The 20,196-nt window shown below is 54.7% G+C and carries 21 protein-coding genes, 2 tRNA genes and 1 other annotated feature; of the genes, 10 read left to right on the forward strand and 13 right to left on the reverse strand.

The annotated features are described in order from the left end of the window. Positions 1 to 27: 27 nt before the first annotated feature. The 9 genes from hisIE to hisL all read right to left on the reverse strand — a co-directional run bounded on the left by hisIE (position 28) and on the right by hisL (position 7,244). Positions 28 to 639 (reverse strand): bifunctional phosphoribosyl-AMP cyclohydrolase/phosphoribosyl-ATP diphosphatase HisIE, encoded by a 612-nt coding sequence (hisIE, locus tag ACMVME_RS07945; protein ID WP_014170795.1) that lies wholly within the window; start codon positions 637 to 639, stop codon positions 28 to 30. After that, a complete protein-coding gene (hisF, locus tag ACMVME_RS07950; RefSeq protein WP_414743407.1) occupies positions 633 to 1,409 on the reverse strand; it encodes an imidazole glycerol phosphate synthase subunit HisF in 777 nt (258 codons plus the stop codon). The genes hisIE and hisF overlap by 7 nt, the downstream gene beginning before the upstream one ends. Beyond that, a complete protein-coding gene (hisA, locus tag ACMVME_RS07955) occupies positions 1,391 to 2,128 on the reverse strand; it encodes a 1-(5-phosphoribosyl)-5-[(5-phosphoribosylamino)methylideneamino]imidazole-4-carboxamide isomerase (RefSeq protein ID WP_014170793.1) in 738 nt (245 codons plus the stop codon). The genes hisF and hisA overlap by 19 nt, the downstream gene beginning before the upstream one ends. Beyond that, the gene (gene hisH / locus ACMVME_RS07960) at positions 2,128 to 2,718 is read right to left on the reverse strand and encodes an imidazole glycerol phosphate synthase subunit HisH (RefSeq protein ID WP_020883288.1); all 591 of its coding nucleotides are present in this window, start codon (positions 2,716 to 2,718) and stop codon (positions 2,128 to 2,130) included. The genes hisA and hisH overlap by 1 nt, the downstream gene beginning before the upstream one ends. After that, entirely contained in the window at positions 2,718 to 3,785 is a 1,068-nt protein-coding gene (gene hisB / locus ACMVME_RS07965; RefSeq protein WP_025203709.1) for a bifunctional histidinol-phosphatase/imidazoleglycerol-phosphate dehydratase HisB, read from the reverse strand. The genes hisH and hisB overlap by 1 nt, the downstream gene beginning before the upstream one ends. Next, entirely contained in the window at positions 3,782 to 4,843 is a 1,062-nt protein-coding gene (gene hisC, locus ACMVME_RS07970; protein ID WP_068794779.1) for a histidinol-phosphate transaminase, read from the reverse strand. The genes hisB and hisC overlap by 4 nt, the downstream gene beginning before the upstream one ends. Further along, a complete protein-coding gene (gene hisD / locus ACMVME_RS07975; RefSeq protein WP_068794895.1) occupies positions 4,840 to 6,144 on the reverse strand; it encodes a histidinol dehydrogenase in 1,305 nt (434 codons plus the stop codon). Before hisD ends, hisC begins: the two co-directional genes overlap by 4 nt. Positions 6,145 to 6,149: 5 nt before the next feature. Beyond that, entirely contained in the window at positions 6,150 to 7,049 is a 900-nt protein-coding gene (gene hisG / locus ACMVME_RS07980; RefSeq protein WP_000886595.1) for an ATP phosphoribosyltransferase, read from the reverse strand. Positions 7,050 to 7,094: 45 nt separating this feature from the next. Further along, positions 7,095 to 7,218: a sequence feature (His leader region), on the reverse strand. Next, positions 7,194 to 7,244, reverse strand: a complete 51-nt coding sequence (hisL, locus tag ACMVME_RS07985; protein WP_001364200.1) for a his operon leader peptide — start codon at positions 7,242 to 7,244, stop codon at positions 7,194 to 7,196. It overlaps the preceding feature by 25 nt. A 174-nt stretch (positions 7,245 to 7,418) precedes the next feature. On the opposite strand from hisL, the gene ACMVME_RS07990 reads away from it, so the two are divergent. The 4 genes from ACMVME_RS07990 (at position 7,419) to plaP (ending at position 10,843) form a co-directional block, all read left to right on the forward strand. Beyond that, the gene (locus ACMVME_RS07990) at positions 7,419 to 8,243 is read left to right on the forward strand and encodes an SDR family oxidoreductase (protein WP_063215330.1); all 825 of its coding nucleotides are present in this window, start codon (positions 7,419 to 7,421) and stop codon (positions 8,241 to 8,243) included. A gap of 41 nt (positions 8,244 to 8,284) precedes the next feature. After that, positions 8,285 to 9,214 carry a LysR substrate-binding domain-containing protein gene (locus ACMVME_RS07995; RefSeq protein ID WP_014170787.1) on the forward strand — a complete coding sequence of 310 codons (930 nt, stop codon included), beginning with the start codon at positions 8,285 to 8,287 and terminating at the stop codon, positions 9,212 to 9,214. 218 nt (positions 9,215 to 9,432) lie between these two features. Continuing rightward, positions 9,433 to 9,495, forward strand: a complete 63-nt coding sequence (gene yoeI, locus ACMVME_RS08000; RefSeq protein WP_099458931.1) for a membrane protein YoeI — start codon at positions 9,433 to 9,435, stop codon at positions 9,493 to 9,495. Further along, positions 9,485 to 10,843 (forward strand): putrescine/proton symporter PlaP, encoded by a 1,359-nt coding sequence (gene plaP / locus ACMVME_RS08005; protein WP_014170786.1) that lies wholly within the window; start codon positions 9,485 to 9,487, stop codon positions 10,841 to 10,843. The genes yoeI and plaP overlap by 11 nt, the downstream gene beginning before the upstream one ends. Before the next feature lie 60 nt (positions 10,844 to 10,903). On the opposite strand, the gene sbcB is transcribed toward plaP, so the two are convergent. Continuing rightward, complete coding sequence (gene sbcB, locus ACMVME_RS08010; RefSeq protein WP_369797549.1) at positions 10,904 to 12,340, reverse strand: exodeoxyribonuclease I; 1,437 nt, start codon at positions 12,338 to 12,340, stop codon at positions 10,904 to 10,906. A 198-nt stretch (positions 12,341 to 12,538) separates the two neighbouring features. On the opposite strand from sbcB, the gene dacD reads away from it, so the two are divergent. The 4 genes from dacD (at position 12,539) to ACMVME_RS08030 (ending at position 15,965) form a co-directional block, all read left to right on the forward strand. Continuing rightward, positions 12,539 to 13,705 (forward strand): serine-type D-Ala-D-Ala carboxypeptidase DacD, encoded by a 1,167-nt coding sequence (dacD, locus tag ACMVME_RS08015; protein ID WP_068794778.1) that lies wholly within the window; start codon positions 12,539 to 12,541, stop codon positions 13,703 to 13,705. Between the two features lie 131 nt (positions 13,706 to 13,836). Further along, the gene (sbmC, locus tag ACMVME_RS08020; protein ID WP_068794777.1) at positions 13,837 to 14,310 is read left to right on the forward strand and encodes a DNA gyrase inhibitor SbmC; all 474 of its coding nucleotides are present in this window, start codon (positions 13,837 to 13,839) and stop codon (positions 14,308 to 14,310) included. A 92-nt stretch (positions 14,311 to 14,402) separates the two neighbouring features. After that, positions 14,403 to 15,461, forward strand: a complete 1,059-nt coding sequence (locus tag ACMVME_RS08025) for an FUSC family protein (protein ID WP_032678500.1) — start codon at positions 14,403 to 14,405, stop codon at positions 15,459 to 15,461. A 168-nt stretch (positions 15,462 to 15,629) separates the two neighbouring features. Beyond that, positions 15,630 to 15,965, forward strand: a complete 336-nt coding sequence (locus ACMVME_RS08030; protein ID WP_008499467.1) for a DUF496 family protein — start codon at positions 15,630 to 15,632, stop codon at positions 15,963 to 15,965. Positions 15,966 to 16,014: 49 nt separating this feature from the next. On the opposite strand, the gene ACMVME_RS08035 is transcribed toward ACMVME_RS08030, so the two are convergent. Both ACMVME_RS08035 and ACMVME_RS08040 read right to left on the reverse strand, forming a co-directional pair. Then, on the reverse strand, positions 16,015 to 16,347 hold the full coding sequence (locus tag ACMVME_RS08035; RefSeq protein ID WP_032680657.1) for a gamma-glutamylcyclotransferase family protein: 333 nt from the start codon (positions 16,345 to 16,347) through the stop codon (positions 16,015 to 16,017). Positions 16,348 to 16,400: 53 nt separating this feature from the next. Then, positions 16,401 to 16,476, reverse strand: a tRNA-Asn gene (locus ACMVME_RS08040). Between the two features lie 193 nt (positions 16,477 to 16,669). On the opposite strand from ACMVME_RS08040, the gene emmdR reads away from it, so the two are divergent. Both emmdR and ACMVME_RS08050 read left to right on the forward strand, forming a co-directional pair. Then, on the forward strand, positions 16,670 to 18,145 hold the full coding sequence (gene emmdR, locus ACMVME_RS08045; RefSeq protein ID WP_074439213.1) for a multidrug efflux MATE transporter EmmdR: 1,476 nt from the start codon (positions 16,670 to 16,672) through the stop codon (positions 18,143 to 18,145). An 80-nt stretch (positions 18,146 to 18,225) separates the two neighbouring features. After that, positions 18,226 to 18,301, forward strand: a tRNA-Asn gene (locus ACMVME_RS08050). A 119-nt stretch (positions 18,302 to 18,420) separates the two neighbouring features. On the opposite strand, the gene ACMVME_RS08055 is transcribed toward ACMVME_RS08050, so the two are convergent. Next, a complete protein-coding gene (locus ACMVME_RS08055) occupies positions 18,421 to 20,193 on the reverse strand; it encodes an aminopeptidase P family protein (protein ID WP_063858301.1) in 1,773 nt (590 codons plus the stop codon). Positions 20,194 to 20,196: the final 3 nt, after the last annotated feature.

The following is a 20,196-nucleotide window of genomic DNA, read 5'->3' on the forward strand; positions in this document are numbered from 1 at the left end:
AAAAACCGGGGAAATTCCCCGGTTTTTTTATTTATGTCTCTTACGTAAATTCTCAATCACCGCCGTCAAATCCAGCTCCTGATCCTGCAGCAGCACCAGCAGGTGATACATCAAATCCGACGCCTCGTTCGTCAGCTCCTCGCGGTCATGCACGGTCGCGGCCAGCGCTGTCTCAACGCCTTCTTCCCCCACCTTTTGCGCGATACGTTTGGTTCCGCTGGCGTAGAGTTTCGCCGTATACGAACTTTCAGGATCCGCCGTTTTACGCTCAGCGAGTAACTGTTCCAGCTGATACAGGAACAGCCACTGGTGGCTTGCGTCGCCGAAGCAGCTGCTGGTGCCCTTGTGGCAGGTTGGGCCGATCGGATTCGCCAGTACCAGAAGCGTATCGTTATCGCAGTCCGGCGTAATGCTGACTACATTCAGGAAATGGCCAGAGGTTTCCCCTTTGGTCCACAAGCGTTGTTTGGTACGCGAGAAAAAGGTGACCTTGCCGCTGTCGATGGTTTTGGTTAGTGCATCCTGGTTCATATATCCCAGCATCAGCACTTCACCTGAGACGGCATGCTGTACAACCACCGGCAGTAATCCGTCAGTTTTTTCCCAGTCCAGTTGTGCCTGTTGTTGCTCTGTTAACATACCCTGATCTCCACGCCCTGGTCGGCCAGGTACGTTTTTAACTCACCAATATTGATAATCTGTTTGTGGAACACAGAGGCCGCCAGCGCGCCGTCAACGTTTGCATCGCGGAAGGCTTCAAGGAAGTGTTCCATGGTGCCTGCACCGCCGGAAGCAATCAGCGGTACGTGGCAGACCGCGCGGACTTTTTTCAGCTGCTCAAGGTCATAGCCGTTACGCACGCCGTCCTGGTTCATCATGTTCAGCACAATTTCGCCTGCGCCACGTTTCTGGACTTCCTGCACCCAGTCCAGCGTCTCCCATTGGGTTACACGGGTCCGGATTTCATCGCCGGTGTACTGGTTGACATGGTATTTACCCGTTGCGGCGTCATACCAGGTGTCAATCCCCACGACAATACACTGTACCCCAAAGCGATCGGCCAGACGGGTAATCAGCTCCGGGTCTGCCAAAGCAGGGGAGTTAATGGAAATCTTATCGGCACCAAAGGAGAGGATTTTTGCCGCGTCTTCCGCAGATTTAATCCCACCTGCCACGCAGAAGGGAATATCAATCACTTCTGCCACGCGCGCCACCCAGCTTTTATCCACGACGCGGCCATCGCTGGAGGCGGTGATATCGTAAAATACCAGTTCATCTGCGCCTTCTTCAGCGTAGCGTTTTGCCAGCGGGACGATATCGCCAATGATTTCGTGGTTGCGGAACTGCACGCCTTTCACTACCTGGCCGTCACGTACGTCCAGGCAAGGGATTATCCGTTTTGCCAGCATTGAATCGCCTCCGTCACAGTAAATTTACCTTCCAGCAGGGCCCGGCCCACAATCACGCCCTGTACACCCGTTCCGCGCAACGCGGCAATATCAGTGATATCACCAATACCGCCCGACGACTGGAAGGCCACCTGCGGATAACGCGCGCAGATTTCTTGATATAAAGAAACGTTAGAGCCTGCCAGCGTGCCGTCGCGGGAGATATCGGTGCACAGCACGTGCTTCAGGCCAACGGGCAGATACCTCTCGACCAGCTCTTCCAGCGTCACCCCGGAGTTTTCCTGCCAGCCGCTGACTGCAACCTGCTTGTTACCCTGTTCGTCGATACGAACATCCAGCGCCAGCACCAGCGCGTCAGCGCCAAAGCGGCGGAACCAGGCTTTAACCTTTTCAGGATCGTTAACGGCAGTCGAGCCGACGACCACGCGCGCCACGCCAGCGTCCAGCAGCGCCGCAACGTCATCTTCCGTACGCACGCCACCGCCTACCTGGACGGGCACATCCACGCCGGCCACCAGTTTTTTAAGAAGCGGGATTTGACGTTTTGTCGGATCTTTTGCGCCAGTCAAATCCACAAGGTGCAACACCTGCGCGCCCTGGGCGGCGTAATCCTGCAGACGTGGCAAGGGGTCGTTACCGTAGTCGCGTTGCTGCCCGTAATCGCCCTGATGGAGACGGACAACCGTGCCGTCGATTAAATCTAAAGCGGGAATAATCATTACATCTCCAGGAAGTTTTTCAGCAACTGTGCGCCTGCGGCACCCGAACGTTCCGGGTGAAACTGCACGCCGAAGAAGTTATCTTTCTGCACCGCCGCGGTAAATGCTTCGCCGTAATTGCACTGGGCAATGGTGTACGGATTTACCGGCATGGCGTAGCTGTGCACGAAGTAAAAATAGGCCCCGTCTTCAATGCCGCGAAACAGTCTGTCACCGGCTTTGGCATAAACACGGTTCCAGCCCATGTGCGGCAGAGGCAGACCGTGATCGGTCATTTTCGGCACGTCTTCGTCGATAATCCCGAGCAGATCAACACCGTTACTCTCTTCACTGCGTCGGCCCAAGAGCTGCATGCCCAGACAAATTCCCAGCACCGGTTGAGTACAGGCTTTGATGAGACTCACCAGCTCACGCTCGTGGATCTGATCCATCGCCGCCTGCGCTGTCCCTACGCCGGGCAGAAAAAGTTTATCGGCGCGCAGTACGACGTCCGGGTCGCGACTCACGTCCGGCGCATAGCCGTGACGGGCAATTGCCGATTTTACGGAGTTCAGGTTGGCGCATCCGGTATCCAGAATCACCACATTCATTACAGCACTCCTTTCGATGAGGGCAGGGCGTCACCTTCCACACGAATCGCCTGGCGAAGGGTACGGCCAAAGGCTTTGAACAGGCTTTCCACGCGGTGGTGGTCGTTCTTGCCCTTGGTCTTGAGGTGCAACGTCAGGCCCATGGTGTAGGACAATGAACGGAAGAAGTGTTCAACCATTTCGGTGCTGAGGTCGCCCACGCGCTGGTAGGTGAAATCCGCTTTGTATTCCAGGTGTGGGCGCCCGGAGATATCCATTGCGCAGCGCGCCAGGCACTCGTCCATCGGCAGCACAAAACCAAAACGGTTGATGCCGCGTTTGTCGCCGAGCGCCAGCTTCAGCGCTTCACCCAGCGCCAGGCCGGTATCTTCCACGGTGTGGTGATCGTCGATATACAAATCGCCTTTCACGGCGATCTCCATGCGGAAACCACCATGGGTCGCGATCTGGTCCAGCATATGGTCAAAGAAACCCACACCGGTGTGGATCTTGCTGCCGCCTTCACGATCCAACCAGACCTTAACGTCGATTTGCGTCTCTTTGGTGTTGCGCTCAACGTGCGAGTAGCGGTCACGCTGGGTCAACTGCTCACCAATTTTTGCCCAGTTAAGGGTGGAACGGTCATAGCGCAGCCCGGAGATACCCATGTTCTCCGCCAGCGTAATATCGGTCATGCGATCGCCAATAACATAGCTATTGGCTTTATCCAGCACGTCATCCGCCAGGTAGCGTTCGACCAGCTTTACCTTTGGCTTGCGGCAGTCACATTCATCGGCAGGCAGGTGTGGGCAGATCAGCACCTCATCAAATTTAACGCCCTGAGAGGTCAGCACCTGCATCATCAGGTTATGCGGGCCGTCAAAATCCGCCTGCGGGAAACTGTCGGTACCCAGCCCGTCCTGGTTAGTGATCATCACCAGCTTATAGCCGGCTTTCTGCAGCTTGAGCAGCACCGGGATTACATCGGGTTCAAAAGCCAGTTTGTCGAAACGATCGACCTGAAAATCGGTTGGCGGCTCCGAAATAAGGGTACCGTCACGATCGATAAAGAGGGTCTTCTGGCTCATACTTTCTCCGCTTTCAGGGCGTCAATCACGCGCTGACTCTCTGCACGGGTGCCTACGGTAATACGCAAGCAGCCGCTTAAGGATGGTTGTTTATTTTGGTCTCGTAAGATAATGCCCTGATCCCATAAAGATTTAAATACAGCACTCGACGCGGTAAAGCGTACCAGGATGTAGTTGGTTTCAGAGTCGAATACCTGCTCCACGCAGGGAATATCTTTCAGGGCAGTGACCAGATACTGCCGTTCTTCAAGGATTTGTGCCACGCGTTCGCGCATCGCCTTGATCCCCTGAGGGGCCAAAGCCTGCGCCGCAATGTCGGCAACCGGCGTAGAGAGTGGATATGGCGCAATCACTTTCATCAGCAGGTCGATGACTTCTTTATTGGCCAGCGTAAAGCCGCAGCGCAGGCCAGCGAGGGCGAAAGCTTTTGACAGCGTACGCAGTACAACCAGGTGCGGGTACTCCTCGAGCCAGCCAGCCAGCGTCGCCTGCGGGCAGAACTCAATATAGGCTTCGTCAGCCACCACCAGCGCTTTACCGCGCGTCATCTCCAGCAGGGTTCGAATGTCCTGCGGGTTGATAATCTGCCCGGTCGGGTTATTTGGACTGCAGACGAACACCACTTTCACGCCGTTAAGATTATCGGCAATCCCCTGTAGGTCGAGCTGCCAGTCTTCCAGCGAAAGCACGTTACGGCACGCCACGCCAAAGGTTTCTGCACTGACGCTGTACATTCCGTAGGTTGGCTGGCAGTACATGACAGCATCTTTGCCCGGTTCGCAGAAGGCTCGGATCAGCAGTTCAATGCCTTCATCTGCACCCCGGCTGACCAGCACCTGCTCAGGCTTTACGCCTGCGTACCGGGCGTAATTTTCGATAACCGTTTTCGGCTGGCATTCCGGATAGCGGTTCAGCGTTTGCTGCGACAGCTCGAACTGTACGGCCGTCGGGTATTCGTTGGCGTTCAGCCAGACATCACCGTTGCCACCCAGACGACGAGCAGACTGATAAGGCGTCAGGCGACGGACATTTTCGCGGGCTAATTCTTCAATGCTCATGCTTGCTCCTTCAGGGCTGCAACGCGCAGCGTAACGGCGTTTTTGTGGGCGGTCAGACGTTCGGCAGTGGCCAGGGTCTCAATGGTGGAGGCCAGAGAGGCAAACCCCTCGCGGGACAGCTCCTGTACGGTCATGCGTTTCTGGAAATCCGCCAGCCCGAGGCTCGAACAGGTTGATGTATAGCCGTAGGTTGGCAGAACGTGGTTGGTGCCGGAAGCGTAATCGCCGGCGGATTCCGGTGACCAGTCGCCAAGGAAGACCGAACCTGCGCTGGTAATGCTGTCAACCAGATCGCGCGCATTTCGGGTCTGGATAATCAGGTGTTCCGGGCCGTACTGGTTGGAGATGGCAATGCACTGCGCCAGATCGCGCGCCACAATCAGGCGGCTTGCTGAGAGTGCCTGGCGTGCCGTGTAGGCGCGCGGCAGGTCGGCAAGCTGACGTTCAACGGCTTCACCCACGCGTTTTGCCATATCCGCATCCGGCGTCAGCAAAATAACCTGTGAGTCCGGGCCATGTTCTGCCTGTGATAACAGATCGGAGGCGACGAAGTCCGGCGTTGCACCGCTGTCGGCAATCACCAGCACCTCAGAAGGACCGGCAGGCATATCAATTGCGGCACCGTCCAGACGCTGGCTGACCTGACGCTTGGCTTCGGTCACATACGCGTTGCCCGGGCCAAAAATTTTGTCCACTTTAGGAATGGATTCGGTACCAAACGCCAGCGCGGAAATTGCCTGTGCACCCCCCACTTTATACACCGCCTGTACGCCACACAGTTTTGCCGCATAGAGAATTTCATCGGCAATCGGAGGCGGCGAGCACAGTACTACTTTCTGACAACCGGCGATGCGTGCCGGGGTTGCCAGCATTAATACGGTAGAGAACAGCGGGGCGGAACCACCGGGGATGTAAAGCCCCACCGACGCAACCGGACGCGTGACCTGCTGGCAGCGTACGCCGGGCACGGTTTCCACATCGACCGCCTGCAATATCTGCGCGGTGTGGAAGGTATCAATGTTTTTCACCGCGACGGCCATCGCCTGTTTGATCTCGTCACCGAGGCGGCTTTCCGCGTCCGTGATTTCCTGTTCGGTTACCTTTAAAGCGCCAACCTCGGTTTTATCAAACTTTGCGCTGTATTCCCGCAGCGCATCGTCGCCACGGGCCTTGACGTTATCAAGGATCTCGGCCACGGTGCGGGTGATGCTTTCTGAGGCGGAAATCGCCGGACGCATCAGCAGCGCGCGCTGTTGTTCTTGCGAACAATCGTTCCAGTTGATGATTGTGTTAAAGCTCATGGCCATCACTCCATCATTTTCTCAATTGGCAGCACCAGAATTGAGCTTGCGCCCAGCGCCTTCAGTTTTTCCATGGTCTCCCAGAACAGGGTTTCGCTACTGACCATGTGCATGGCGACGCGCTGCTGGTCACCGGCCAGAGGCAGGATGGTCGGACGCTCTGCGCCCGGCAGCAGGGCAATGACCTCATCAAGACGTTCGGTTGGCGCGTGCATCATGATGTATTTCGATTCACGGGCCTGAATCACGCCCTGAATACGGGTCAGCAGTTTGTCGATCAGCTGCTGTTTCGCATCGGCCATTTCGCCGTCGCGCTGGATAAGGCACGCTTTGGAGCGGTAAATCACTTCCACTTCGCGCAGACCGTTCGCTTCCAGCGTGGCGCCCGTAGAGACGAGGTCACAGATGGCGTCAGCCAGACCCGCGCGCGGCGCCACCTCAACAGAGCCGTTCAGCAGGCAGGATTTAAACTGCACGCCTTTCTGATCCAGGTAACGTTTTAACAGGTGAGGGTAGGAGGTGGCGATACGTTTGCCGTTCAGCGCGGCCGGGCCGTCCCAGGCTTCATCGACAGGCGTGGCCAGCGACAGGCGGCAGCCGCCGAAGTCCAGACGACGCAGGGTAAAATAGCGTGGATCTTCACCCTGGGCACGGCGGGTCAGGAGCTCTTCTTCCAGCACGTTTTCACCGATGATGCCGAGGTCAACAACGCCATCCATCACAAGGCCGGGAATATCGTCATCACGCACGCGCAGAATGTCGATGGGCATATTTTCAGCCAGGGCAATCAGGCGCTGGGTGTGCAAGTTGATTTTAATCCCGCAGCGGGCGAGCAGTTCGCGTGAATCATCACTCAAACGGCCTGATTTTTGAATAGCTATGCGTAAACGTGAGTTATCTAACATTCTGTTTTCCTCGTTAACCTGTTTTAACCTGTCTGAATTTGGTCCAAAAAAAAGCCCCCGGAAGAAGATCTTCCGGGGGCTTTTTCATGCGTTCATGCACCACTGGAAGATCCAAACGTCTTCCAGCACACATCGCCTGAAAGACTAGTCAGGATGATGGTGATGATGGTGGTGTTTAAATTGAACGCGTGTCATAAAATTCTCGATGAATGCTTATTCATTTGATGTCTTTTAACCTAAACCAGTTGTATGACTCATTGCAAGGGCTTTTTTTGATCATTAATTCATTTCATATTGACGCTATGAATTGTGTGTTCTGTCGGGCTGGCGTAGCCTTAAGAAAGACGAGTAAAAGTCAGGAGAATTCGCATGAAAAAGGTCGCGATTGTCGGTTTAGGTTGGCTGGGAATGCCGCTGGCGATGTCATTGGCCGCAAAAGGCTGGCAGGTGACCGGAAGCAAAACCACGGCGGATGGGGTTGAAGCGGCGCGTATGTGCGGTATTGACGGCGTCGAGCTGCGTCTGGAACCCGAACTGGTGTGTGATGCTGACGATCTGGACACGCTGATGAACGTTGATGCGCTGGTGATTACGTTACCGGCACGGCGCAGTGGCCCGGGCGAATCATTTTATCTGCAGGCGATGCAGGAGATTGTCGACAGCGCGCTGGCGCATCACATCCCACGCATTATTTTTACCAGCTCAACCTCGGTCTACGGCGATGTTGACGGCGTGGTGAAAGAGACCTCTGAGCGTCATCCCGTTACCGCGAGCGGTAAAGTGCTGAAAGAGCTGGAAGACTGGCTGCATCATCTTCCCGGCACCCAGGTCGATATCGTACGGCTGGCAGGTCTGGTTGGCCCCGGACGGCATCCAGGGCGCTTCTTCGCGGGAAAATCCGCGCCAGACGGACAACATGGCGTCAATCTTGTGCATCTTGATGACGTAATTGCCGCAATAGAACTACTCTTACAGGCTCCAAAAGGTGGGCACATCTATAATATATGTGCGCCTTCTCATCCAGCGCGTAGCACGTTTTACCCGCTGATGGCACGCCAGCTGGGTCTGGTTCCGCCTGTTTTTGGTGAAGCAAAGGACGAAAGTAAAGGCAAAATTGTTGATGGCAATCGCATTTGTCATGAACTGGGGTTTGAGTATCAATATCCCGATCCGCTGGTGATGCCGATGGAATAAGTTTCTCAGCGGAAACGATCGCACACCGGAAGGGGGCGAACATGAAACCGCTGCTGGATGTTCTTATTATTCTGGATGCACTGGAAAAAGAGGGGAGCTTTGCCGCTGCTTCGGCAAAGCTCTTCAAAACCCCGTCGGCGCTGAGCTATACCGTTCATAAACTGGAAAGCGATCTTAATATCCAGATCCTCGATCGCTCTGGTCACCGCGCCCGTTTTACCCGTACCGGGCAGATGCTGCTGGAGAAGGGGCGCGACGTCCTGCATACCGTTCGCGAACTGGAAAAACAGGCCGTCAAACTGCACCAGGGTTGGGAGAACGAATTGGTCATCGGCGTTGATGATACTTTTCCGTTTTCTCTTCTGACGCCGCTGATTGAGGCGTTCTATCAGCACCACAGCGTAACCCGGTTAATCTTCATTAATGGCGTGCTGGGCGATTCATGGGATGCCTTAACTCAGGGCAGGGCCGATATTTTTGTCGGTGCGCTGCATGAACCGCCCCAGTTAAGTGATTTCGGTTTCGCCCGGCTGGGTGTGCTGGAGCAGGTTTTCGCCGTCGCGCCACACCATCCGCTCGCGCAGGAGCCGGAACCCCTTAACCGGCGCACGATTAAAGGCTACCGCGCCATTGTGGTCGGTGACAGCTCGCGTCCCGATTGTGCGGCCTCCACGCAGTTGCTTGATGAGCAGGAGGCGATCACGGTGTTCGACTATAAAACCAAGCTGGAGCTGCAAATCAGTGGCCTGGGGTGCGGCTATTTACCCCGCTATCTGGCACAGCGGTTTTTAGACAGCGGTGCGCTTGTTGAAAAACAGGTGCTTGCACAAAGCAGCAATGAATCGGTGTGGGTCGGCTGGAATGAACAAACTGCGGGGCTGGCAAGCGCGTGGTGGCGGGACGAAATTTTAGCAAATAGTGCTATTGCTGCCGTTTACTCGCAAAGCAGCGTCGAGAAATCAGCCAGTTAGAAAAAAGAAAATCGCCCCGGGCGTTGCAAAGTATTGCCTTTTGTATCCGATGTGGGGCAAAATGCGCCGCTGCAACCAAATGAATAATCGACGATATAAAAGGCGTCGGTTATTTTTTTTTGCACGTATGAAACGAAACTAAAAACCAAGAGGCCGGGCTTCGTACCGGATAGATATTTACTAAAATCCGACAGTTGTTGTCGCTGAGGAATACAGAAATGGGGCAATTTTTCGCTTACGTGGCGGTTATCACCGTAAAGGAGAATAACTATGTCGCATAACGCAACTCCAAACACCTCTCGCGTGGAATTACGTAAAACCCTTACGTTAGTTCCGGTTGTTATGATGGGCCTTGCCTATATGCAACCAATGACGCTGTTCGATACATTCGGTATCGTATCAGGCCTCACAGACGGTCATGTGCCGACGGCTTACGCCTTCGCGCTGATTGCGATCCTCTTTACCGCGCTGAGCTACGGTAAACTGGTTCGTCGCTATCCGTCTGCCGGTTCTGCCTACACCTATGCCCAGAAATCCATCAGCCCGACCGTTGGCTTTATGGTGGGCTGGTCTTCGCTGCTCGACTATCTGTTCGCGCCGATGATCAACATTCTGCTGGCTAAAATTTATTTTGAAGCACTGGTGCCGTCGATCCCTTCGTGGATGTTCGTCGTGGCGCTGGTGGCCTTTATGACGGCGTTCAACCTGCGCAGCATCAAGTCCGTTGCGAACTTTAACTCCGTTATTGTTGTGCTTCAGGTCATCCTGATTGCCGTGATTCTGGGCATGGTTATCTTTGGTGTCTTCCACGGTGAAGGTGCAGGTACCCTGGCGAGCAGCAAGCCTTTCTGGTCTGGTGATGCGCATGTGATCCCAATGATTACTGGGGCAACTATTCTGTGCTTCTCCTTTACCGGTTTTGACGGCATCAGCAACCTGTCTGAAGAGACCAAGGACGCAGAGCGTGTTATCCCGCGTGCTATCTTCCTGACGGCGCTGATTGGTGGTCTGATCTTTATCTTTGCGACCTACTTCCTGCAGCTGTACTTCCCGGATATCTCTCGCTTTAAGGATCCGGATGCCTCTCAGCCAGAAATTATGCTCTACGTGGCGGGTAAAGCGTTCCAGGTTGGCGCGTTGATCTTCTCCACCATCACGGTACTGGCATCCGGCATGGCCGCGCACGCAGGCGTTGCACGTCTGATGTATGTAATGGGTCGTGACGGCGTATTCCCGAAAAGCTTCTTCGGCTACGTTCACCCAACCTGGCGTACGCCGGCGATGAACATCATCCTGGTCGGCGCTATTGCTCTGCTGGCGATTAACTTTGACCTGGTGATGGCAACTGCGCTGATTAACTTCGGTGCGCTGGTGGCGTTCACCTTTGTTAACCTGTCGGTTATTTCTCAGTTCTGGATCCGTGAAAAGCGTAATAAAACGCTGAAAGACCACTTCCAGTATCTGTTCCTGCCGATGTGTGGTGCGCTGACCGTGGGTGCGCTGTGGGTTAACCTGGAAGAGAGTTCCATGGTGCTTGGCCTGATTTGGGCGGGTATCGGCCTGGTTTACCTGGCGTGCGTCACGAAGAGCTTCCGTAACCCGGTTCCTCAGTACGAAGACGTTGCGTAAGAACTAAGTAAAAAAAAAACCGGAGACCATCGCCTCCGGTTTTTTTTCGCCCAAAATCTGTCAGACGATTTCCTGCGCATACTGATACAGCGCTTTTAACAGCGCCTGCTTTTCAGCATTTCCTTCATACTGGCTATACAGCATCTCCAGCTCCTGCGCGTAGCTCTGCAGAAACTCCGGTGTAAACACATGACGACGATGCTGAAGCCAGCGCGCCTGTTCGGTTTCATCCAGTGTGCCAGGATAGTTGCGCGCGCGATAATTAAACATCAGTTTTTCGATACGTGCGTCCGCGAAGGTAATATCCAGCGCGGGTAAGTTACGCGGTTCGGTTTGCAGAACAATATTCATTGCCGCACGGTCTGCGTCGCTGAAAAAGCCGTTGTACAGCTGCGCATCGACGTTGTCTGACGGAACAAAGGGTTCGGCTTCGGCAAAGATCGCCACCGCTTTCTCACGCACCTGCGGGTTTTCACGCAGCACCTTGAGGTTATCCAGGCAACGCTGACGGTTAATCCCCAGCCTGTCGGCATCCTCTGCGCGCAGAGTATTGGCCTGGGCCAGGACCGGACATTTATTGATATGGACCAGTTTGACCGGCACCGCGGGCAGATCGCCGAGTTCATCTTTCGGGGTATAGAGCCGTTCGCGCAGCGTATCGCTGTCGAGATCGAGCAGCGGTGTAATATCACCGGCTAAATCCACCATAATCACGGCATTACGGTTATCAGGGTGCCAGGCCAGCGGTGCGACCCAACTGGTATTGCCGCGCCAGGCGCCAAACATACCGGAGATATGTACCAGCGGTTTCATCTGCGGCACATCAATCAGCGTGGTGAGTTTCTGCTTGCTGCGGTGGCTCAGCAGATAGTCAAACAGCCGTGGCTGAGCGGTTTTCACCAGCTTTGCCATAGCAATGGTGGCGTAGACATCGGCCATCGCATCGTGGGCATTGCTGTGCTCAATACCGTTTGCGCGCGTCAGGTGTTCCAGTCTGAAGCTCGGCAGCCCTTCATCATTCTCAGGCCAGTTGATGCCTTCCGGGCGCAGCGCATAGCAGGCACGCATAATGTCGAGCAAATCCCAGCGCGAGTTGCGGTTCTGCCAGCTCCAGGCATAAGGATCGTAGAAGTTGCGGTAGAAGATATTGCGCGTCACTTCGTCATCGAAACGGATGTTGTTGTAACCGACCACGCAGGTATTCGGGACGGTGAAGAGGTCGTGAATGCGCCGGGCGAATGCGGCCTCGTTCACGCCTTTGTCCCGGGCTTCCTGTGGGGTGATCCCGGTGACCATTACCGCGCCGGGCTGGGGCAGGTAGTCATCGGCCGGCTTACAGTAAAAGACCTCAGGCTCGCCAATGATGTTGAATTCGTCGTCGGTACGGATGGCCGCAAACTGTGCCGGTCTGTCCAGCGCCGGGTGGGTGCCAAAGGTTTCGTAGTCGTGGAACAAAAATGTAGGGCGCGCGGCTGAATCAGACACCAGTAATACCATCCTGTTAAAAAATGACGTCTCTATGGTAAACGATCGTGCAGGTCAGTCCGAATAAAAAGCGCCATCACCGTGCAAATTTGCGAGGCCGCTTCAGCGTAAAATCTGCTTTCTGTCACATTTTTTTGCAATTAAGCCAGGTAACGACAACAGAACTCCCGTAAAAAGGTCATCGATTTTTAATGACCTGAGGATATACCGTTGAAACGCCGTCTGTTTATTGCTGTTTCTTTACTCGCTTCGAGTGTCTCTTCTGCCTTCGCGGCCGATCCGCTGGATTTTTCGCCGCAGCCTCCGGCCATTCAGGCGGGCTCCTGGGTGCTAATGGATTACACGACTGGTCAGATCTTAACGGCGGGCAACGAACATCAACAACGTAATCCGGCGAGCCTGACCAAGCTGATGACGGGCTACGTTGTCGATCGGGCCATCGACAGCCACCGCATTACCCCGGATGACATCGTTACCGTTGGCCGCGACGCGTGGGCAAAAGTGAACCCGGTGTTTGAAGGATCGTCGCTGATGTTCCTGAAAGAGGGCGATCGCGTCTCGGTGCGCGACCTGAGCCGTGGTCTGATTGTGGATTCCGGTAACGACGCCTGCGTGGCGCTGGCGGATCACGTAGCGGGTGGTCAGCCGCAGTTTGTGAAGATGATGAACGACTATGTACAAAAGCTGAACCTGCGCGATACCCACTTTGAAACCGTCCACGGTCTGGACGCGCCGGGCCAGCACAGCTCTGCCTATGACCTGGCCGTGCTCTCCCGGGCTATCATTCACGGCGAGCCAGAGTTCTACCACATGTACAGCGAAAAGAGCCTTACCTGGAACGGGATCACCCAGCAAAACCGTAACGGCCTGCTGTGGGATAAAACCATGAACGTTGATGGCCTGAAAACGGGGCACACGTCGGGAGCGGGCTTTAACCTGATTGCGTCAGCGGTTGACGGTCAGCGTCGTTTAATCGCGGTGGTGATGGGTGCTGACAGCCCGAAAGGGCGTGAGGAACAGGCCCGGAAGCTGCTGCACTGGGGGCAGCAGAACTTTGATACGGTGCAGATCCTGCATAACGGCAAAAAAGTGGGAACAGAGCGTATCTGGTACGGCGATAAAGAGCAGGTGGAGCTGGGCACCGACCAGGATTTCTGGCTGGCCTTGCCAAAAACAGAAGTTCCTAACATCAAAGCCAAGTACGTGCTGGATAAAAAAGAGCTGGAAGCGCCGATTGCGGCTCATCAGCGGGTAGGGGAGATCCAGCTTTACGACCGTGACAAAGTCGTGGCGCACTGGCCTCTGGTGACGCTCGAAGCGGTGAATAAAGGCGGCCTCTTCTCCCGTCTGAGCGATTATCTGCATCACACGCTGTAACGGCCTGCGTTAAAGCACATGAGCAGACTGGCGCGGTTGCGAGTCTGCTCACATAATAAACACTCCTCGTTTGCTGAACAGTTAAAACCTGCTTTATAGTGTATAAATATACAGTAATAAAAGGAGGCAGCATGGACTACAGCATCAAGCAGCAACAGAAACGTAAAATCGCCGGCTTTCATCTGGTCGGGCCGTGGGACAAAACGGTAAAACAGGGCTTCGAACAGTTAGTCATGTGGGTGGATGGACGTCACATTCAGCCGCTGGAGTGGGTTGCGGTTTATTACGATAATCCGGACGAGGTCCCGGCAGAAAAATTGCGCTGTGACACGGCCGTAACGGTCCCGGACGATTTTGTCATTCCTGAAAACAGCGAAGGCGTCATGATGACGGAAATCGCCGCTGGAGGGTATGCGGTGGCGACGGCACGCGTTGAAAACCATGACTTCGCGACCCCTTGGAACCAGTTCTTTAATTCCCTCTTGCAGGACAACAGCTACCAGATGGCCCCTAAACCCTGCTTCGAGCGCTACCTTAATGATGGTAACGCGGACGGTTACTGGGACATCGAAATGTATATTGGTGTAGAGCACAAAGCCGGTTAAGCCTGGTTATTACAGGGTTTTTCAGCCGGGTGTGATCCGCCCGGCTGAAAACACAGTACAATTGTGATTTGCCGTGTAGCTGGAGAGCGGGTGTGCGTCCCGACAAATCATTAACCCCTTTTGAAATTCGTCTGTACAAACACTACCGCGTGGTACATGGGTGCCGTATCGCGCTGGCCTTTGTGTTGACGTTTGTGCTGGTTCGTTTGCTGGATGTTCCTGAGGGAACATGGCCGCTTATCACGCTGGTGGTCGTGATGGGGCCTATTTCGTTCTGGGGGAACGTTGTTCCACGCGCCTTCGAGCGCATTGGCGGTACCGTTTTAGGCTCTGCCCTGGGGCTTATCGCGCTGAAGCTTGAGCTTATCTCGTTTCCGGTTATGTTGATCTGGTGCGGTGTCGCGATGTTCCTTTGCGGCTGGCTGGCATTAGGCAAAAGGCCCTATCAGGCGCTGCTGATTGGTATCACGCTGTCGGTGGTGGTCGGTGCACCGGCGGGGGATATGACGACCGCCCTGTGGCGAAGCGGGGACGTGATCCTCGGCTCACTGCTGGCTATGCTCTTTACCGGCATCTGGCCACAGCGTGCTTTTCTGCACTGGCGTATTCAGATGGCTAACTATGTCACCGCGTTTAACCGTGTCTATCAGGCCGGATTTTCCCCTAACCTGGTTGAGCGCCCCCGGCTGGAAAAACACCTGCAAACGATCCTCAACGATGTGGTCAGGATGCGCGGGCTGATTACTCCGGCCAGCAAAGAAACCCATATCCAGAAATCCATTTTTGAAGCCATACAGACGGTAAGCCGCAATCTGGTATGCATGCTTGAGCTGCAAATCAACGCGCACTGGGCTTCTCGTCCCAGCCACCTTTTAATGCTCAACGCCCATACCTTAAAAGAGACGCAGCAGATGACGCAGCAAACGCTGCTCACCATCGCCCACGCGCTTTATGAAGGTAACCCGCAGCCCATCCTGGCGAACAGTGAACGTCTGAATGAGATCGTTGCGGAGCTGAAGCAGTTAATGAATGAGCGTCAGAGCGATAACGTCGCGGAAACGCCTATTCATGGTTATGTCTGGCTGAGCATGGAACTGGCGCGGCAGCTGGAGCTACTGTCGCATCTCATTTGCCGGGCGCTGCGCAAATAAAGAGCAGCTATCTCCATATGTGACGCCTGCTGCTTCGATTCAGCATCAATTGGGGTTATGATAGCTTTAAACGATATACTCATTGTCATTCGCAGCCGCTGTCAGTAAGGTTATTGTTACAACGGTTGCTTTAACGAATCCGAATCTCACATTATCAGGGGTGTAAAAATGGAAACTACCAAGCCTTCGTTCCAGGATGTTCTGGAATTCGTCCGCCTGTTCCGCCGCAAAAACAAACTGCAGCGTGAAATCCAGGACGTTGAGAAGAAGATCCGTGACAACCAGAAACGTGTCCTGCTGCTCGATAACCTGAGCGACTACATCAAGCCAGGCATGAGCGTTGAGGCTATTCAGGGCATCATCGCCAGCATGAAGAGTGACTACGAAGACCGCGTTGATGACTACATCATCAAAAACGCTGAGCTGTCTAAAGAACGCCGTGATATCTCCAAGAAACTGAAAGTAATGGGCGAAATCAAAAACGGTGAAGCCAAAAGCGAGTAATCGCCGATGAATACAAAAAAGGCTCTCTGGTGACAGAGAGCCTTTTTTATTACGCAGTACGCGGCTGTAGCTGATAAATCCAGGCGTTGACCTGTTTTCCATCCGGCGTGGTCACATTGACCTCAACCCGATCGTAGCCGTCTTCAAATTCGTCCAGCATTGGCCAGTGTGCACTCAGGCTATCAGAGATAAACAGAAAGCCCTCCACGCGTGGGCCGTCCGGGTGCAGCACTATCCCCGGAAAATCTGCCGCCGCGCCCCAGCCACGTTCGTAAAACGTCCCGGTGACAAAACCGGCCTGCCATTCGCCACCGATGTTTTCAAGAATATGTGCATTCGCGTGACCCGGGCGTAGCGTGCCGTAGACAAACAGAGCGTTCATTTTCCCTCACCAGCAAAGCAAAAAGCCTGCTATAAAAGCAGGCTTTTTAAATTTGGCTCCTCTGACTGGACTCGAACCAGTGACATACGGATTAACAGTCCGCCGTTCTACCGACTGAACTACAGAGGAATCGTTGTGGAGGCTTATCTTAGCGGCGAAAAAAGTTTTGTCAAACCTGATCTTAGCGATTAGCGATCGATTGATGATTCTGTCGACAGTTTGTTGTAAATCCACACATCTTTTTATGGAAAATACTTTGCAGGTTTAGCATTTCTCCCCCATCATTTGAAATGGAGTTTCAACTTTCTCGTTAAGGTCCATTTTGAACGTCACTGCCCCCCTACGCCAGGCGATTATGCGCACGCCATGGTATGCAAAGCGTAAAAGCTATCGTGTTCTGTTCTGGCGTGAAATCACCCCCCTTGCCGTGCCTATTTTCCTGGAAAATACCTGCGTTCTGTTGATGGGGGTGCTGAGTACCTTCCTGGTCAGCTGGCTGGGTAAAGAGGCGATGGCCGGTGTCGGGCTGGCGGACAGCTTTAACATGGTGGTTATTTCTTTTTTTGCCGCCATTGACCTCGGGACGACGGTTGTCGTCGCCTTTAGCCTCGGTAAGCTCGATCCTAAACGTGCGCGCGAGGCTGCCCGACAGTCGCTGATGATCATGACCATTTTCTCGATCGTGCTGGCGGCGGTGATCCACTATTTCGGCAGGGAAATTATCGATTTTGTCGCCGGTGAGGCCACAAATGAAGTTAAAGACCTGGCGCTGACCTACCTGGAAATGACGGTCCTGAGTTATCCGGCTGCAGCCATCGCGCTGATTGGCAGCGGCGCGCTGCGCGGGGCGGGCAACACCAAAATTCCGTTGCTGATAAACGGCGGGATGAACATCCTGAATATCATTATTAGCAGCGTGCTGATCTACGGCGTCTTCTCCTGGGACGGGTTCGGGTTCGTGGGGGCCGGGCTGGGGTTAACGATTTCACGTTATATCGGTGCTGCTGCCATTCTCGGGGTGCTGATGGCGGGGATCACGCCGTCACTGCGCCTTACGCTGAAGAGCTATTTCCGCCCCTTTAACTTCGCCATTATCTGGGAAGTGATGGGAATTGGTATTCCCGCCAGTATTGAATCCGTGTTGTTTAATGGGGGCAAGCTGCTGACGCAAATGTTTGTCGCCGGGATGGGGACCGACGTTATCGCCGGTAACTTTATTGCCTTCTCCATCGCCTCCCTGATAAACCTGCCGGGCAACGCCCTCGGTTCGGCGTCGACCATCATCACCGGTAAACGGCTGGGGAAAGGGCAGATAGGGCAGGCGGAACGGCAGTTGCGGCACGTCTTCTGGCTGTCAACCATTGGCCTGACGCTGATCGCCTGGGGAAGCGCCCCCTTTGCCGGGCTTATGGCCTCTTTTTATACCCACGAAGATGATGTCAAAGAGGTCGTTAAGATCTTGATCTGGCTGAATGCGGCCTTTATGCCCATCTGGGCGGCTTCATGGGTTCTGCCTGCCGGGCTGAAAGGGGCACGCGATGCACGCTTCGCGATGTGGGTGTCGATGCTCGGCATGTGGGGTTGCCGCGTGGTGGTGGGTTACACGCTCGGGGTCATGCTTGGCATGGGGGTAGTCGGCGTCTGGCTGGGGATGTTCCTTGACTGGGCGGTGCGTGGGGCGTTGTTCTACTGGCGTATGGTCAGTGGGCGCTGGCTCTGGAAATACCCGCGAATAAAACAGGAACCAACGACCACAGAATCAACAGAATGCCTGACAAATGCGCGAAGTGGAGAATAATTCGGCAAACAGTCAGAAATATGCATTCTGCCTTTGACATCATCGGGGAGCATCGATAATATGCGCCCCGTTCACACGATTCCTCTGTAGTTCAGTCGGTAGAACGGCGGACTGTTAATCCGTATGTCACTGGTTCGAGTCCAGTCAGAGGAGCCAAATTTAAAAAGCCTGCTTTTATAGCAGGCTTTTTGCTTTTCTGCGTTCTGAAAAAGTCCGATGCGACGGGCTTACAGCCGGGTCAGGCGAAACCGCCGCCCGGCATCCACCTGATATTTCTAGTGGTTAACCCCAACCGGCATCGTCGCCTCAAGCAACCATTGCCGCGCGTCGCTGTCGACCAACGGTAACAGGGCCTCACGCACCTGCTGATGATACTCATCCAGCCACTGTTTTTCCTGTTCGTTCAACAGCTGTAACTCGACCTGGCTCAGGTCGATCGGGATCAGCGTCAGTGAGGAAAACGTGCAGAATCCCGGACGGCTTTCGACTATCTCCACCTGGTTTTCAATGCGGATCCCATGGCTGTCCGCCAGATAATATCCAGGCTCGATAGTCATGATGGTGCCGGCCACCAGGGGCCACGGGTTAACCTTTTTGGCGAGACGATGCGGGTTCTCATGGATAAGCAACTGATGTCCTACGCCATGCCCTGTCCCGTGATCGTAATCCAGCCCCATTTCCCACAACGGGCGACGCGCGAAGGCATCAAGCTGATGGCCCTGGCTGCCGGAGGGAAACTGTAAGGTTATCAACGACAGGAACCCTCTCAGTACGGCGGTGTAGTGCAACTTCTGCTGTGACGGCACGCTACCCCATGCCAGCGTACGCGTGGCGTCAGTGGTGCCGTTATGGTACTGACCGCCGGAATCATTAAGGTAAAAATGATGATGACCGATGGACTTATTGCTGGCTTCGCTTGAGTGATAGTGGCACATCGCCGCATTACTGGAGGAGGCGGAGATGGTGGCAAAACTTTGCTCAATAAATCCAGGCTGCTGTTTACGGAACGCAAGCTGCTGCGCCTGCGCTTCCAGCTCCGTCAGCGGTTTTCCCGCCGCCTCACGCAGGGGGACTTCACGGCTTAGCCAGGCCAGGAAATTTACCCAGGCAGCACCGTCCTGGTGATGACACTCGCGGTACCCGGCAAGTTCGACCGGGTTTTTAGTGGCTTTCATCAGAGTGATGGGATCGGTTCGCCAGGCTATTTCGCCCTCTGGCTCAATGGCAAAGCGCAGGGCGACCGGCGCGGAATCGGCATCAACCATCACCCGCTTACCTTGTGACAGGCGCTGACAGCGTTCGATAAAGGCATCCTGTGGCGCAATCCTGAACGCGTTTCTCACGCTCTCGGGTAGCTCGCTAAGCTTATTGTCGTTAACAAACCACTCCACGCTACCGTCACGGTCAAGAAGGGCAAAGGAGAGGGGAACAGGACTGGATGGAATGTCGGCGCCACGCACGTTCAACAGCCAGGCGATGTTATCCGGCAGAGTCACGGCCAGATAATCGGCATCGTGTGCGGCCAGCACGGCGGCAACGCGCTGGCGTTTGGCGAGGCTGCTTTCGCCACTGACCTCCACCGGCATTTCTCGAATACGTCCCGCCGGCGCGGCAGGGCGATCGTGCCATAAGGTATCAAACGGCGACTTACTGAGCGGAACCAGTTCACAGGGTGTTGCAGACAGTTGCCCGAACTCCGTATTGGTCATCAGCAGTGCTTCAAACCCAATACGCATGCCGGCCCCGGCGTTGGCTGTGAGCCATTCGGCCAGCGGTTCATTGTGCAGATGGTGGATTTCAATTTCATCCATATTGACCTGAAGGCGAGCCTGAACCTGATAGCGGCCATCGACAAACAGCAGGGCTGTGTTTTTCAGTATCAGCGCCAGACCTGCGGAGCCATCAAAGCCCGTCAGCCAGGCCAGCTTTTCATCGTACGGCGCGCAATACTCACTCTGCCAGGCATCCGCGCGCGGCACGATCATGCCATCAAGATTGTTTTCCTGTAGCCATCGGCGCAGGGCCGATAAGCGTGATGGGGTGTGCATGGT

This window comes from Enterobacter cloacae complex sp. 2024EL-00711, from assembly GCF_047529885.1.
GTDB lineage: Bacteria > Pseudomonadota > Gammaproteobacteria > Enterobacterales > Enterobacteriaceae > Enterobacter > Enterobacter ludwigii.

Bases quoted from the DNA above. Each gene is read 5' to 3' on its own strand.
- hisF (WP_414743407.1), bottom strand. From the start codon at position 1,409: ATGCTGGCAAAACGGATAATCCCTTGCCTGGACGTACGTGACGGCCAG.
- hisB (WP_025203709.1), bottom strand. From the start codon at position 3,785: ATGAGCCAGAAGACCCTCTTTATCGATCGTGACGGTACCCTTATTTCG.
- ACMVME_RS08035 (WP_032680657.1), bottom strand. From the start codon at position 16,347: ATGAACGCTCTGTTTGTCTACGGCACGCTACGCCCGGGTCACGCGAAT.
- sbcB (WP_369797549.1), bottom strand. From the start codon at position 12,340: ATGGTATTACTGGTGTCTGATTCAGCCGCGCGCCCTACATTTTTGTTC.
- ACMVME_RS07990 (WP_063215330.1), top strand. From the start codon at position 7,419: ATGAAAAAGGTCGCGATTGTCGGTTTAGGTTGGCTGGGAATGCCGCTG.
- hisIE (WP_014170795.1), bottom strand. From the start codon at position 639: ATGTTAACAGAGCAACAACAGGCACAACTGGACTGGGAAAAAACTGAC.
- ACMVME_RS08055 (WP_063858301.1), bottom strand. From the start codon at position 20,193: ATGCACACCCCATCACGCTTATCGGCCCTGCGCCGATGGCTACAGGAA.
- plaP (WP_014170786.1), top strand. From the start codon at position 9,485: ATGTCGCATAACGCAACTCCAAACACCTCTCGCGTGGAATTACGTAAA.
- sbmC (WP_068794777.1), top strand. From the start codon at position 13,837: ATGGACTACAGCATCAAGCAGCAACAGAAACGTAAAATCGCCGGCTTT.
- hisD (WP_068794895.1), bottom strand. From the start codon at position 6,144: ATGAGCTTTAACACAATCATCAACTGGAACGATTGTTCGCAAGAACAA.
- hisC (WP_068794779.1), bottom strand. From the start codon at position 4,843: ATGAGCATTGAAGAATTAGCCCGCGAAAATGTCCGTCGCCTGACGCCT.
- hisA (WP_014170793.1), bottom strand. From the start codon at position 2,128: ATGATTATTCCCGCTTTAGATTTAATCGACGGCACGGTTGTCCGTCTC.
- hisG (WP_000886595.1), bottom strand. From the start codon at position 7,049: ATGTTAGATAACTCACGTTTACGCATAGCTATTCAAAAATCAGGCCGT.
- ACMVME_RS07995 (WP_014170787.1), top strand. From the start codon at position 8,285: ATGAAACCGCTGCTGGATGTTCTTATTATTCTGGATGCACTGGAAAAA.
- hisH (WP_020883288.1), bottom strand. From the start codon at position 2,718: ATGAATGTGGTGATTCTGGATACCGGATGCGCCAACCTGAACTCCGTA.
- ACMVME_RS08030 (WP_008499467.1), top strand. From the start codon at position 15,630: ATGGAAACTACCAAGCCTTCGTTCCAGGATGTTCTGGAATTCGTCCGC.